We start from the raw sequence: 13576 nt of genomic DNA on the forward strand, positions 1-13576 counted from the left end.
TTTGTTGTACTTGTTGTGTGATGAGACGGTGAAAGGTGTCGGCCGTTGGCTTAGGCCGGTTTGTTGAACAGCGGGTGCAGGGTGCTGTGCTTGGCGTCGTAGACCTGCGCGTTGCTCTCGTCGATCTGCAGGGTGATGCCGATGGGGCGTTGCTGGAGCAGCGCGTCCAGGTGCTGTTTGAGCACGTGCAACAGGCTGTCGCCGACTGATTTGTGAACCTCCGCGGAGCGGCCGTTGGCCATCCGCAGGTTGGCGTACAAAAAGCCATAGTCGCCGTTGCCATCCGCCACTGCGCAGTGCGCGGCGGGGTAGGCCAGCACGCGGGTACCGCCGGTGGGGAATACGGCCTTGCCGGCGGCATCGCGCTGTTCGAGCATGGTGTTGGCCAGGGCACGGCACAGGCCCGGGATGTCGGCGTCTGTTTCCAGGTCGGGGGTGTAGAGCAGAACCAGGTGTGGCATGAAGGGCATCCTCTTGGCAGAAACGCCTGGCCGCCCGGCAGAGCGGCCAGGTAGCGGAACTACAGGCGGCTGGTGGACACCACCGCGGCCGGGTTGGCGGCCTGCGCGGCGGGGATGGCAGCACCATCCTGCGGGGTGACCGGGAAGATCGCGTTGATCTGGCCGGTGCCCGACGAGCCGAAGTAGGGCGTTACCACGTCGGCCTTGCCGTCGTACTTCGACCAGCCCAGGGCACCGAGCAGCATCGCGGTGTCATGCATGAACCCTTCACCGTGGCCCTTGGCGGCGTATTCGGGGAGCATGCCGCAGAAGTCTTCCCATTCAGCGTTCTCCCACATCTTCACCACGCGGTGGTCCAGGGTTTCGAGGAACGGGCTCCACACCTTGGTGGCGAAATCCGGCGCCTGGCCGTTCTGCGCAAAGCGGTGTGACAGCGAGCCACTGGCCAGGAACGCCACGGTGCCGTCGTAGTGCTCTTCCACGGCCTTGCGCATGGCCCAGCCGAGGCGGGCGCTGTCGGCCAGGTAGTGGGAGGTGCACAGCGCCGAGACCGAAACCACCTTGAAGTGCTGGTCTTGGTTCATGTAGCGCATCGGCACCAGGGTGCCGTACTCAGGGCCCAGGGTGGTGGCGTGGTGGGCCATGGTCTCGACGTTGAAGCGGTTGCATTCGGCTGCCAGCAGTTGGCCGAGTGCAGTGTTGCCCGGGAACTCGTATTCCATGTTGCTGATGAAGTGCGGCAGTTCGTTGCTGGTGTAGACGCCCTTGAAATGCGGGCCGCAGAGCACGTGGTAGTTGGCATTGACCAACCAGTGGGTGTCGAACACGACAATCGTGTCGACCCCGAGCTCACGGCAGCGTCGGCTGATCTCGTAGTGCCCGTCGATGGCGGCTTGCCGAAAGCCCTGACGCGGGCCAGGCAGCTCGGACAGGTACATGGACGGTACATGGGTAATCTTGGCAGCGAGAGCGAGTTTGCCCATGGAAATCTCCGGTAAGAGGATGTTGTTAGGGTGTAGAAGCCTGTGGGAGCGGGCTTGCCCGCGAACACGGGCGCAGCCCGTGCCATGCACCGTGGGCTCCCACAGGGTTACCCGCTTGATCGAGACGGTTTTATACACCCCAGCGCGGGATGTGGTGGCTGCCCATGGAAATGCACACGTTCTTGATCTCGGCGAACACTTCGAAGCTGTATTGCCCACCTTCACGCCCGGTGCCGGAGCCTTTCACGCCGCCGAACGGCTGGCGCAGGTCGCGCACGTTCTGGCTGTTGATGAAGACCATGCCAGCTTCGATGCCACGCGCCAGGCGGTGCGCCTTGCCGATGTCCTGGGTCCAGATGTACGAGGCCAGGCCGTATTCGGTGTCGTTGGCCAGTTGCAGCGCTTCGGCCTCGTCCTTGAACGGGATCAGGCACACCACTGGGCCGAAGATTTCTTCCTGGGCGATGCGCATGCTGTTGTTCACGTCGGCGAACACGGTGGGCTGGATGAACTGCCCCTTGGCCAAGTGCGCCGGTAGGTTGGCCGGGCGCTCCAGGCCGCCGGCAACCAGGCGTGCGCCTTCTTCGATGCCGATGCGGATGTACCCGGTGACCTTGTCATAGTGCTGCTGGGTGATCATCGAGCCTACTTGCGTTTTCGGGTCGGTCGGGTCACCCACGATCAGGCGCTTGGCGCGGGCGGCGAACTCGGCGACGAACTGCGGGTAAACGCTTTCCTGGATGAAAATGCGGCTGCCGGCCGTGCAGCGCTCGCCATTGAGCGAGAAGATGGTGAACAGCGCTGCATCCAGGGCGCGTTCCAGGTCGGCGTCTTCGAAGATCACCACCGGCGACTTGCCACCCAGCTCCATCGAGTATTTTTTAAGGCCGGCGGTCTGCATGATCTTCTTGCCGGTGGCGGTGCCGCCGGTAAAGGAAATCGCACGCACATCGGGGTGACGCACCAGCGCATCGCCGGCGGTGGCGCCGTAGCCCTGGATCACGTTGAGCACGCCGTTGGGGATGCCGGCCTCAACGGCCAGGCGACCGAGCTCGTTGGCAGTCAGCGGCGACAATTCGCTCATTTTCAAGACGGCGGTGTTGCCCAGGGCCAGGCACGGCGCAGTCTTCCAGGTGGCCGTCATGAACGGCACGTTCCAGGGGCTTACCAGGCCGCACACACCCACCGGCTGGTACAGGGTGTAGTTGAGCATTTGGTCGTCGACCGGGTAGGTGTGGCCATCCATGCGTGTGCACACTTCGGCGAAGAAGTCGAAGTTGTGCGAGGCACGCGGGATCAGCACGTTCTTGGTCTGGTGGATCGGCAGGCCGGTATCGAGGGTTTCCAGCTCGGCCAGTTTCGGCACGTTCTGGTCGATCAGATCGCCCAGCTTGCGCATCAGACGGGCACGTTCCTTGGCTGGGGTGTTGGCCCATTTCGGGAAGGCTACCTTGGCCGCCGCAACCGCCTGCGCGACCTCTTCGGCACCGCCGCTGGCGACTTCGCAAATCGCGTCACCGGTGGCTGGGTTGTAGTTGACGAAGGTGTCTTTGCTCTCGACCTCACGGCCGTTGATCCAGTGCTTGATCATGCTGCTCATGCCTTGTTGTTCTTGAAGAAGTCAGCTTCGCTGACGATGCGGTTGACCAGGCGACCGACGCCTTCCACTTCCACCACCACTTCATCGCCTGGCACTACGTCGGCCAGGCCTTCTGGGGTGCCGGTGGCGATCATGTCGCCCGGTTGCAGGGTCATGAAGCTGGAGAAATATTCGATCAGGTAAGGGATGTCGAAAATCATGTCCGAGGTGCTGCCTTCCTGTTTCAGCTCACCGTTGATCCAGGTGCGCAGCTTCAGGTTGGACGGGTCTGGCACGTCGGCCGCATCGACGATCCACGGGCCGACCGGGGTGGTGGCGTCGCGGTTTTTCACCCGCAGGTTGGGGCGGTAGTAGTTTTCCAGGTAGTCGCGGATGGCGTAGTCGTTGCACACGGTGTAGCCGGCCAGGTACTGCAGGGCGTCTTCGCGCTTGACGTTACGTGCCTGCTTGCCGATCACCGCCACCAGCTCGCACTCGTAGTGCATGTAGGCGACGTTGTCCGGGCGCCAGGTGACCTGCTTGTGGCCGGTGTAAGTGCCCCGCGACTTGATGAACGCCAGCGGCTCGGTGGGCGGCGTGAAGGCGAGTTCCGCAGCGTGGTCGGCGTAGTTCAGGCCAAGGGCGAACATGCTGCCGGTGGCCGGTGGCAGCCAGGTCACCTGGTCTTCATGCACCAGGCGGCCGTCGGCCAGGCGCAGGTGGTCGTCTTCGACGGTGACGTTATGGACCTGGCCGTCGAACTGGATACGGGCGTGTTTCACAGGAGCAATCCTCATTCGGCGACGATGTGGTTGGTGAGCGTGCCCAGGCCATCGATCTCGACATCGACGCGGTCGCCTGGCTGCACATCGACGCGCCCCTCGGGGGTGCCGGTAATGAGGATGTCGCCCGCATGCAGGGTCATGAATTCGCTGATCTCGGCGATCAGCTGGGCAACCGTGCGCACGCAGTTGGCGGTGGTGTTCTGCTGGCGCACTTCACCGTTGACCCGCAGGCGCAGGCCCAGGGCGTCGGGGTTGGCCACCTGTGCAGCCGGCACCAGGGTGGGGCCGACCGGGCAGAAGCCATCGCGGCACTTGGCCTTGACCGCAGGGCGGTAGTAGCTGGTCTCAGGCAGGCTGACTTCGTTGACGATGGTGTAGCCCGCCACGTAGCCCAGCGCGTCTTCGGCGCTGACCCGGCTGGCGTCCTTGCCAATCACCACGCCCAGGGCAGGGCCCGGTTGCAGGCGCTCGACACCGGCCGGAAACACCACGTTACCTTCATGGTGGTTGCGGGTGTTGGGCGTCTTGACGAACAGCACCGGCTTGACGGGCGGTTGTTTGTAGGGCGCTTCGTGAAACGCCGCTTCGTGCTGCTGCAGCAGACCCTGGTAGTTCAGCGCAACGCCGAACAGGGTGCCGGTCGCAACGTCATGCAGGGCATGGCTCATGCTTTTCTCCAGGCGGTGCAGGGCGAGGGTCGTCCTGCCGAGATTGTTAATGTGTTAATGTTATAGTTAATATGTTAACGAAGGTCAAGGCTTCACCCAGTGGCATCTGCCAAGCAGCCGGGGCACCATGGGTGATCGTCAATACGGGCAAGCGCTTTGCGGGTAAGCAGTCATGAGTGATCGGCATCCCATTCCGAACATCAACATCGGCCAGGTCTATGACCAGCGCTACAGCGACAGCGAGGTGCACTACGACCGGCTGGGCAACCTTGCCGGGTTTTTCGGGCGCAACATGCCCGTGCACCGGCACGACCGGTTTTTCCAGGTGCATTACGTGAAGTCCGGTACGGTGCGGGTGTACCTGGATGATCAGCAGTACATCGAGGCCGGGCCGATGTTCTTCCTGACGCCGCCGACGGTGGCGCATGCCTTCGTCACCGAGCCAGACAGCGACGGCCATGTGCTGACGGTGCGTCAGCAACTGGTCTGGCAACTGATCGAAGCCGACGCCAGCCTGTTGCCGGCCGGGGTGCAGGTGCGGCCTGCCTGCGTTGCCCTGGCCAAGGTGCCGGCTGCGTACAAGGCCGAGGCGCGCAGGCTCGAACGCTGGCTGGAAGCGCTCAGCGACGAAGTTGCCACGCCTCATCCGGGGCGCGATGCGGCGCTGCAGTCGCTGACCCGGCTGATCATGATCAGCTTGCTGCGGCTGTGCCCCAACTCGCGCGAGGCCACCCCGGCCAGGCACGAAGACCTGAAAATCTTCCACCGCTTCAACGCACTGATCGAAGCGCATTACCTTGAGCATTGGCCCCTGGCGCGCTATGCGCAGCAGATCGGCGTGACCGAGGCGCGGCTGAACGATGTGTGCCGGCGCATCGCCGACTTGCCGTCCAAGCGCCTGGTGCTTGAACGCGTGATGCAGGAAGCCAAGCGCCTGCTGTTGTTCTCCGGCAGCACGGCAAACGAAATCTGCTACCAGCTGGGCTTCAAGGACCCGGCCTATTTCAGCCGGTTCTTCAACCGTTACGCCAAGCTCACGCCCGGCGAATACCGCCAGCGGCAAGCGGAGTTGTTGTGAGAGGGCCATGGCGTACCGCCCGGATCGCGTCGTTGTTGTTTGATCCGGATGGTCGCAGCTTGGCGGGCGGCCTTGAATGGGTTTTCCATGGAAGAGCTTGCACTTTCCAGGCGTCTTGTCCCTTTTTGCCTATGCCCCTAATCTTGCCAGTCGTACCCCAAACACAGGCGCCCACATGACCAAGACGCAACCCTCGCTGACATTGAGCCTGCTGCAGGCCCGGGAAGCCGCAATGGCATTTTTCAGGCCGTTGCTGAACGAACACGACCTGACCGAGCAACAGTGGCGAGTCATTCGTATTCTTAGCCAGCAAGGTGAGTTGGAGAGCTACCAGCTCGCCCACCTGGCGTGCATCCTCAAACCGAGCATGACCGGGGTGTTGAGCCGTTTGGAGCGCGATGGTCTGGTGCGCCGGCAGAAGGCCGCGCAGGACGCGCGGCGCATGTTCGTGAGCCTCACCGAACGCGGCGAGGCCTGTTTCGAGTCGATGCGCGAGGGCATGGAGGCCAACTACCGCAAGATCCAGGCGCAGTTCGGCGAAGACAAGTTGGCGCAACTGATGGGATTGTTAAACGAGCTCAAACGCATCGAGCCGTAGGCCGGGCTGCGGGGGAGGGCCGGTGCAACCCGTGCACCGGCCTTGGCATTACAGCACTCAGTATTCCCAGAAAATCCGCTGCAGCTCTTTGCTGTCCTGGGTCTTGGTCATTGCGACCATGGCCAGGATGCGGGCTTTTTGTGGGTTCAGGTCATGGGCCACGACCCAATCGTTCTTGTCGTCCGGCTGCTCGGCGTTACGCAGCACGAAACCGCCTTGGTTGACGTGGGACGAACGGATGATCTGCACGCCGTTCTTGCGCAGCTCTTGCAGCGCCGGTACTACCCGCGACGACACCGAGCCATTGCCGGTACCGGCATGGATGATCGCCTTGGCGCCGTTCTGCGCCAGTGCCTTGTAGGCGGTGTCGGTCACGTTGCCATAGCCGTAGGCGATGTCCACGGCCGGCAGGCTGCTGATCTGCTTGATGTCGAATTCCGAATTGACCGTATGGCGCTTGGCCGGCAGGCGGAACCAGTAGGATTTGCCTTCAACGACCATGCCCATCGGGCCCCAGGCGCTCTTGAACGCTTCGGTCTTGATGTTGACCGACTTGCTGACATCGCGGCCAGACTGGATCTCATCGTTCATGGTCACCAGCACGCCCTTGCCACGCGACTGCTTGTCGCTGGCCACGGCCACGGCGTTGTACAGGTTGAGCATGCCGTCTGCCGACATGGCGGTGCCAGGGCGCATCGAGCCGACCACCACGATTGGCTTGTCGGTTTTTTCCACCAGGTTAAGGAAGAAGGCGGTCTCTTCCAGGGTGTCGGTGCCGTGGGTGATGACGATGCCGTCGACGTCGTTGCTGTCGGCCAATTCGGCGACGCGCTTGCCCAGTTTCAGCAGGTCTTCGTTGGTGATGCTCTCGGAGGCGATCTGCATCACCTGTTCACCGCGCACGTTGGCCAGGTCGGCCAGCTCGGGCACACCGGCGATGAGCTTGTCGACGCCCAGTTTGGCCGCTTGGTAGGTGGCGCTGTTGGCCGCGCTGGCGCCCGCACCGGCAATGGTGCCGCCGGTGGCGAGGATGACCACGTTGGCCAGCTTCTGTTGGGTTTCGGCTTCTTTGGCGGAAACGGCGGTCGGCAGGATCAGCAGCAACGCGAGTGCGCTGGGGGCGAAGGATTTAAGTGCAGCATTCATAGTTATTGTTCTCTCTCTTCCTATTGAGGCGATTGCTGTATCGCACAAGAAACAACGCATGTTTCGTACCATCCCTGGCAAGAGCCCGTATTTGCCTGCGCAACCCTGCCCCTGTGGGAGCGGGCTTGCCCGCGATGGGGTGCGCAGCGGCCCTATTCATTCGGAATCCCGAACAAGCATAGGAAAACCTGTTCGGTTTTTCGGAAAAATTCCGGATAATCTGCGCCAGGCGTGACTCGCCTTTAACAGCCAAACGGATTTGACAAAACCAGGTCCTGTTTCCATAGTGAGTCAACGCAAACGTTTGCGATCCGATAAAAAACACAAGATTCGGAGTCATCGTCCATGAAACTGCCGTTCCCCGGTCGTCTGCTGGCCCTCGCTGTCGTCTCGTCACTTTCCCTGGCCTTGCCGCTCAGTGCTGCACACGCCGAAGAAAAGCCCAAAGTCGCCTTGGTGATGAAGTCCCTCGCCAACGAATTCTTCCGCACCATGGAAGACGGCGCCAAGGATTATCAAAAAAGCCACGCCAATGATTTCGACCTGATCGCCAACGGCATCAAGAACGAAACCGACACCGGCGAGCAGATCCGCATCGTCGAGCAGATGGTCAACGCAGGGGCCAAAGCCCTGGTGATTGCGCCAGCGGACTCCAAAGCCCTGGTTTCAGCCGTTAAAAAAGCCATGGACCAAGGCGTGGTGGTGATCAACATCGACAACCGCCTAGACCCCGAACTGCTCAAAAGCAAAGGCATCAGCGTACCCTTCGTAGGCCCCGACAACCGCAAAGGCGCCCGCTTGGTGGGCGACTACCTGGCCCAGCAGAAGCTCAAGGCCGGTGACCAGGTCGGCATCATCGAAGGCGTGCCGACCACCACCAACGCCCAACAGCGCACCGCTGGCTTCAAGGATGCGATGGAAGCCGCTCAGATGAAGATCGTTTCGGTGCAGTCCGGCAACTGGGAAATCGACAAAGGCAACGCCGTCGCCGCCTCCATGCTCAACGAATACCCCGAGCTCAAGGCCCTGCTAGCCGGTAACGACAGCATGGCCCTGGGCGCCGTGTCGGCCGTGCGCGCCGCAGGCAAGACCGGCCAGGTGCAAGTGGTCGGTTACGACAACATCAATGCCATCAAACCCATGCTCAAGGACGGCCGCGTACTCGCCACCCTCGACCAGGCCGCCAGCCAGCAGGCGGTGTTCGGTATCCAGGCGGCGCTGAAGATGATCAACGGTGAGAAGCCGGGCGTGGATGCCGACAATGTCATCCAGACCCCCGTCACGCTCATCACCCAGCCCTGATACCCGCCAGGAGAGAGGGCCATGCCTGCAACGGCCAATGAAGTGGTGCTCGCCGCCAGCGGGCTGGGCAAGACCTACGCCCAGCCGGTGCTCGGTGACGTCTGCCTGAGCCTGCGCGCCGGTGAAGTACTGGCCCTGACGGGCGAGAACGGCGCTGGCAAGAGCACGTTGTCCAAGCTCATCAGTGGCCTCGAGGTGCCCACCACCGGGCACATGACCTACCGCGGCCAGGCCTACGCGCCCGGCAGCCGCAGCGAGGCCGAGCGCCTCGGTGTGCGCATGGTCATGCAGGAACTCAACCTGCTGCCGACCCTGACCGTGGCCGAAAACCTGTTCCTCGACAACCTGCCCAGCCGTTTCGGCTGGATCAGCCGCAAGCGCCTGCGCCAACTGGCCACCGCTGCGATGGCCCAGGTCGGGCTGGACGCCATCGACCCGGACACCCCGGTCGGCGAGCTGGGCATCGGCCATCAGCAGATGGTCGAAATCGCCCGCAACCTGATCGGCGATTGCCGTGTGTTGATCTTCGACGAACCCACCGCCATGCTCACTGCGCGTGAAGTGGAGCTGCTGTTCACCCAGATCGAACGCCTGCGCCAACGCGGCGTGGCCATCGTTTATATCTCCCATCGCCTCGAAGAACTGCAGCGCGTGGCCCAGCGCATCGTCGTGCTGCGTGACGGCAAGCTGGTGTGCGACGAGCCGATCCAGCGCTACAGCAGCGCCGAGCTGGTCAACCTGATGGTCGGCCGTGAGCTGGGCGAACACATCGACCTGGGCCGCCGCGAGATTGGCGCGCCGTTGCTGAAGGTCGACCGGCTTAGTCGGGGCGACAAGGTGCGTGAGGTGTCGTTCGAGGTCAGGGCAGGGGAGATCTTCGGTATCTCTGGCCTGATTGGCGCCGGCCGCACCGAGCTGCTGCGCCTGATCTACGGTGCCGACCGCGCCGACAGTGGCAGCATCGCCCTGGGCCAGCCGCCACAGGCAGTGACCATCGACTCACCCAAAGCCGCCGTCAAAGCCGGTATCGCCCTGATTACCGAAGACCGCAAAGGCGAAGGCCTGCTGTTGACCCAGTCGATCAGCGCCAATATCGCCTTGGGCAACCTTGGCGCGGTATCGCGCGCCGGTGTGCTCGACAGCGAGGCTGAAATGGCCCTGGCCGAACGCCAGATCCAGGCCATGCGCATCCGCAGCGCCGGCCCGCACCAGGCCGTGGGCGAACTGTCCGGTGGCAACCAGCAGAAGGTGGTGATCGGCCGTTGGCTGGAGCGTGATTGCCAGGTGCTGTTGTTCGATGAGCCAACCCGAGGCATCGACGTTGGCGCCAAGTTCGACATCTACGGTTTGCTGGCCGAACTGGCGCGCCAAGGCAAGGCCTTGGTGGTGGTGTCCAGCGACCTGCGCGAACTGATGCTGATCTGCGACCGCATTGCCGTGCTCTCGGCTGGCCGCCTGATCGACACCTTCGAGCGCGACCATTGGAGCCAGGACCAGCTGCTTGCCGCAGCCTTTGCCGGCTATCAGACACGTGACGCACTGCTGCATGACGCAGCACCCAGGATGGATGCATGAAAACCACTCCCCTCGACAGCCAAAACGCCGCCCCCGTGCGCCGCAGTGGCACGTACTTCGGCCTGGGCACTTACCTGGGCCTGGCCGGCGCGCTGCTGGCGATGATCGTGCTGTTCTCGTTCCTCAGTAGCCACTTCTGGTCCTATGCCACCTTCAGCACACTGGCCAACCAGATCCCCGACTTGATGGTGCTGGCGGTCGGCATGACCTTCGTGCTGATCATCGGCGGCATCGACTTGTCGGTCGGCTCGGTGCTGGCGCTGGCGGCCTCGACAGTCAGCGTGGCCATTCTCGGCTGGGGCTGGGGCGTGCTGCCCTCGGCGCTGCTCGGCATGGCCGTGGCAGCCCTGGCCGGTAGCATCACCGGCGGCGTTACCGTGGCCTGGCGCATCCCCTCATTCATCGTTTCGCTCGGCGTGCTGGAGATGGCCCGCGGCCTGGCCTACCAGTTCACCGACTCGCGCACCGCTTATATCGGCGACGCCTACGCCTGGTTCTCCAACCCGATCGCGTTCGGTATTTCGCCGGCATTCCTCATCGCCTTGCTGGTGATCGTGTTGGCCCAACTGGTGCTGACCCGCACGGTGTTCGGCCGCTACCTGATCGGCATCGGCACCAACGAAGAGGCCGTGCGCCTGGCGGGCATCGACCCGCGCCCCTACAAAGTGCTGGTGTTCGCCCTGATGGGGCTGCTCGCCGGCCTGGCGGCGCTGTTCCAGATTTCGCGCCTTGAGGCCGCCGACCCCAACGCCGGGTCCGGACTTGAGCTGCAGGTGATTGCCGCCGTGGTGATCGGCGGCACCAGCCTGATGGGTGGCCGCGGTTCGGTCATCAGTACCTTCTTTGGCGTGCTGATCATTTCAGTGCTGGCCGCAGGGCTGGCGCAGATCGGCGCATCGGAACCCACAAAACGCATCATCACCGGGGCGGTCATCGTCATCGCCGTGGTGCTCGACACTTACCGTAGCCGGCGTGCAGGCCGGCGGAACTGAAAACATGGCAACCATTAAAGACGTCGCGGCACTGGCGGGTATTTCTTACACCACCGTGTCCCATGTGTTGAACAAGACCCGCCCTGTCAGTGAACAGGTGCGGCTCAAGGTCGAGGCCGCCATCGTCGAGCTCGACTATGTACCCAGCGCGGTGGCGCGCTCGCTCAAGGCGCGCAGCACCGCCACCATCGGTTTGCTGGTGCCCAACAGCGTCAACCCATACTTCGCCGAACTGGCGCGAGGGATCGAAGACGCCTGCGAGCGCAACGGCTACTGCGTGATCCTGTGCAACTCCGACGACAACCCGCAAAAGCAGCGCAGCTACCTGCGTGTGCTGCTGGAAAAACGCATCGATGGACTGGTGGTAGCGTCTGTAGGTGAAGACAGCGACCTGTTGCAAAGCCTGGCCTGCGTGCGCACGCCCATGGTCATCGTCGACCGCGAGCTGGACGGCGTCGACGCCGACCTGGTGCGCATCGACCATGAGCACGGCGCTTACCTGGCCACCCGGCACCTGCTGGAGCTTGGCCATCGCGACATCGCCTACATCGGCGGCCCGGCCGAAACCGGTGTCAGCCAACTGCGCCTGGCCGGTTTCCGTCGCGCCCTGCAAGAGGCGGGCGTAGCGGTTGAGCCCAGCCGCGTGCTGCATTGCGATTTCACCAGCCCAGGCGGCCACGGCGCGGCCGCACAGTTGCTGGACGGCAACCGGCCGACGGCGATCTTCGCCGGTAACGACATGATCGGCTTTGGCGTGCTGCGCGCCGCCGCCGAGCGCAACATCAACGTACCGGGTGAACTGTCGGTGATTGGCTTCGATGACATCGAGCTCAGCCGTTACGTTTACCCGCCGCTGACCACCGTGGGCCAGTCGATCCGCGAGCTGGGCGAAAACGCCGCCGCGTTGCTGCTCTCGCGCATCGCCACGCCTCGGCAGGGTTCGGCAGAGCAGCGCATCGTTGCCCCGCGCATCGTGCAGCGCGAGTCCACCGGGCCACGCCCGGACCTGTTCAATGATTACCGCTAAGGAGCGCTTATGCATGCCAAGGTAGTGGTGGTCGGTAGCCTCAACATGGACTTGGTCGCCCGCGCCCAGCGTTTGCCACGGGCGGGCGAAACCTTGCCTGGCGAGGCGTTTTTCACGGCGCCCGGCGGCAAGGGCGCCAACCAGGCGGTGGCGGTGGCACGGTTGGGTGGCAGTGTGGCGATGGTCGGCAACGTCGGCGATGACGCCTATGGCCAGCAACTGCGCAAGGCGCTGGAGCGCGAAGGCGTTGATTGCCAGGCGGTGAGCGTGTGCGAAGGGGTTTCCAGCGGTGTGGCGCTGATCACCGTCGACGCCGCCAGCCAGAACTGCATTGTCATCATCCCTGGCGGCAATGGCCTGCTGACGCCGCAGTCGGTGCAGCGTTTCGACAAGTTGCTGCAGGCGGCCGACGTTATTATCTGTCAGCTGGAAGTGCCGGCCGAAACCGTGGCCTGGGCCTTGGCCAGGGGGCACGAACTGGGCAAGCGTGTCATCCTCAACCCGGCACCCGCCACAGGCCCGCTGCCCTCAACCTGGTTCGGCCATATCGACTACCTGACTCCAAACGAAAGCGAGGCCGAAGCACTGACCGGTATCACCGTCACCGACCAGGGCAGCGCCCTGCGCGCCGGTGAGCGATTGCTGCAACTGGGCGCTGGCAAAGTGATCATCACGCTCGGCGCCCAAGGCGCCCTGTTGGTGACCGCGCAGGGCCATCAGCACTTCCCCGCGCCCGTGGTGCAGCCGGTGGACACCACGGCCGCTGGCGACACCTTCGTGGGTGGTTTTGCCGCAGCTTTAGTGCGTGGCCTGGAGGAGGGCGAGGCAATCGCCTTCGGCCAGCGCGCCGCCGCATTGTCGGTCACCCGCGTGGGGGCGCAACCGTCGATTCCCTACCTCTCGGAGCTGCAGCCATGAAGAAGACCGCGCTGCTCAATATCGCCCTGTCACGGACCATTGCCGGCTTGGGGCATGGCGACATTCTGGTGATTGGCGATGCCGGGCTGCCGGTGCCGCCTGGCGTCGAGCTGATCGACCTGGCGTTGACGCCGGGCATACCGGACTTTGCCAGTGTGCTGCGGGTGGTGCTGAGCGAGATGCAGGTAGAGCGGCATGTGCTGGCCGAGGAAATGCAGAAAGTGGTGCCACCCGGGCTGGTCGAGATTGAGCGCTTGCGGGGTAAGCTGGGCAAGCGGGAGTGGATGAGCCATGAGGAATTTAAAGTGCTGTCGCGCAGTGCGCGTGCCGTGGTGCGCACGGGGGAGTGCCAGCCGTACAGCAACATTGCACTCGTATCCGGCGTGACTTTCTAACCCTGACGCGATCCCTTGTAGGAGCGGCCTTGCGTCGCGAAAGGGTCGCGTAGCGGCCCCAGGTTTTAG

14 protein-coding genes are annotated in these 13576 nt (G+C 63.5%); 8 read left to right on the forward strand and 6 right to left on the reverse strand.

The genetic code is table 11. The features are described from left to right. Nucleotides 1-50: 50 nt before the first annotated feature. The 5 genes from AB7M33_RS18790 to AB7M33_RS18810 all read right to left on the reverse strand — a co-directional run bounded on the left by AB7M33_RS18790 (nt 51) and on the right by AB7M33_RS18810 (nt 4476). Nucleotides 51-461 (reverse strand): 5-carboxymethyl-2-hydroxymuconate isomerase, encoded by a 411-nt coding sequence (locus AB7M33_RS18790; protein ID WP_454243280.1) that lies wholly within the window; start codon nt 459-461, stop codon nt 51-53. Nucleotides 462-520: 59 nt separating this feature from the next. Beyond that, nucleotides 521-1444, reverse strand: coding sequence for a 3,4-dihydroxyphenylacetate 2,3-dioxygenase (gene hpaD, locus AB7M33_RS18795; RefSeq protein WP_265967862.1), 924 nt, complete (start codon nt 1442-1444; stop codon nt 521-523). Nucleotides 1445-1574: 130 nt separating this feature from the next. Beyond that, nucleotides 1575-3035 (reverse strand): 5-carboxymethyl-2-hydroxymuconate semialdehyde dehydrogenase, encoded by a 1461-nt coding sequence (gene hpaE, locus AB7M33_RS18800; RefSeq protein ID WP_454244235.1) that lies wholly within the window; start codon nt 3033-3035, stop codon nt 1575-1577. Nucleotides 3036-3040: 5 nt separating this feature from the next. Beyond that, a complete protein-coding gene (locus AB7M33_RS18805; RefSeq protein ID WP_454243281.1) occupies nt 3041-3805 on the reverse strand; it encodes a fumarylacetoacetate hydrolase family protein in 765 nt (254 codons plus the stop codon). 11 nt (nt 3806-3816) lie between these two features. Further along, entirely contained in the window at nt 3817-4476 is a 660-nt protein-coding gene (locus AB7M33_RS18810; RefSeq protein WP_454243282.1) for a fumarylacetoacetate hydrolase family protein, read from the reverse strand. A gap of 172 nt (nt 4477-4648) precedes the next feature. Here AB7M33_RS18810 and hpaA point away from each other — a divergent pair, with 172 nt between their 5' ends. After that, on the forward strand, nt 4649-5554 hold the full coding sequence (hpaA, locus tag AB7M33_RS18815) for a 4-hydroxyphenylacetate catabolism regulatory protein HpaA (RefSeq protein WP_027596133.1): 906 nt from the start codon (nt 4649-4651) through the stop codon (nt 5552-5554). A gap of 175 nt (nt 5555-5729) precedes the next feature. Beyond that, a complete protein-coding gene (gene hpaR / locus AB7M33_RS18820) occupies nt 5730-6152 on the forward strand; it encodes a homoprotocatechuate degradation operon regulator HpaR (RefSeq protein WP_454243283.1) in 423 nt (140 codons plus the stop codon). A gap of 57 nt (nt 6153-6209) precedes the next feature. Here hpaR and AB7M33_RS18825 read toward each other — a convergent pair whose 3' ends face one another. Then, the gene (locus AB7M33_RS18825; RefSeq protein ID WP_027596135.1) at nt 6210-7298 is read right to left on the reverse strand and encodes an asparaginase; all 1089 of its coding nucleotides are present in this window, start codon (nt 7296-7298) and stop codon (nt 6210-6212) included. A gap of 345 nt (nt 7299-7643) precedes the next feature. Here AB7M33_RS18825 and AB7M33_RS18830 point away from each other — a divergent pair, with 345 nt between their 5' ends. From AB7M33_RS18830 to rbsD, 6 genes are read left to right on the forward strand one after another with little or no spacing between them, the layout of a single operon-like run. After that, complete coding sequence (locus AB7M33_RS18830) at nt 7644-8600, forward strand: substrate-binding domain-containing protein (protein ID WP_454243284.1); 957 nt, start codon at nt 7644-7646, stop codon at nt 8598-8600. A 21-nt stretch (nt 8601-8621) separates the two neighbouring features. Continuing rightward, a complete protein-coding gene (locus tag AB7M33_RS18835; RefSeq protein ID WP_454243285.1) occupies nt 8622-10175 on the forward strand; it encodes a sugar ABC transporter ATP-binding protein in 1554 nt (517 codons plus the stop codon). Beyond that, nucleotides 10172-11167, forward strand: a complete 996-nt coding sequence (locus tag AB7M33_RS18840; RefSeq protein WP_027596138.1) for an ABC transporter permease — start codon at nt 10172-10174, stop codon at nt 11165-11167. Before AB7M33_RS18835 ends, AB7M33_RS18840 begins: the two co-directional genes overlap by 4 nt. A 4-nt stretch (nt 11168-11171) precedes the next feature. Then, nucleotides 11172-12194 carry a LacI family DNA-binding transcriptional regulator gene (locus AB7M33_RS18845; RefSeq protein ID WP_027596139.1) on the forward strand — a complete coding sequence of 341 codons (1023 nt, stop codon included), beginning with the start codon at nt 11172-11174 and terminating at the stop codon, nt 12192-12194. A 9-nt stretch (nt 12195-12203) separates the two neighbouring features. Then, a complete protein-coding gene (gene rbsK, locus AB7M33_RS18850; RefSeq protein ID WP_454243286.1) occupies nt 12204-13112 on the forward strand; it encodes a ribokinase in 909 nt (302 codons plus the stop codon). Continuing rightward, nucleotides 13109-13507 carry a D-ribose pyranase gene (gene rbsD / locus AB7M33_RS18855; protein ID WP_099428883.1) on the forward strand — a complete coding sequence of 133 codons (399 nt, stop codon included), beginning with the start codon at nt 13109-13111 and terminating at the stop codon, nt 13505-13507. The genes rbsK and rbsD overlap by 4 nt, the downstream gene beginning before the upstream one ends. Nucleotides 13508-13576 lie beyond the last annotated feature (69 nt).

This window comes from Pseudomonas sp. Y3 TE3536 (assembly GCF_053629175.1).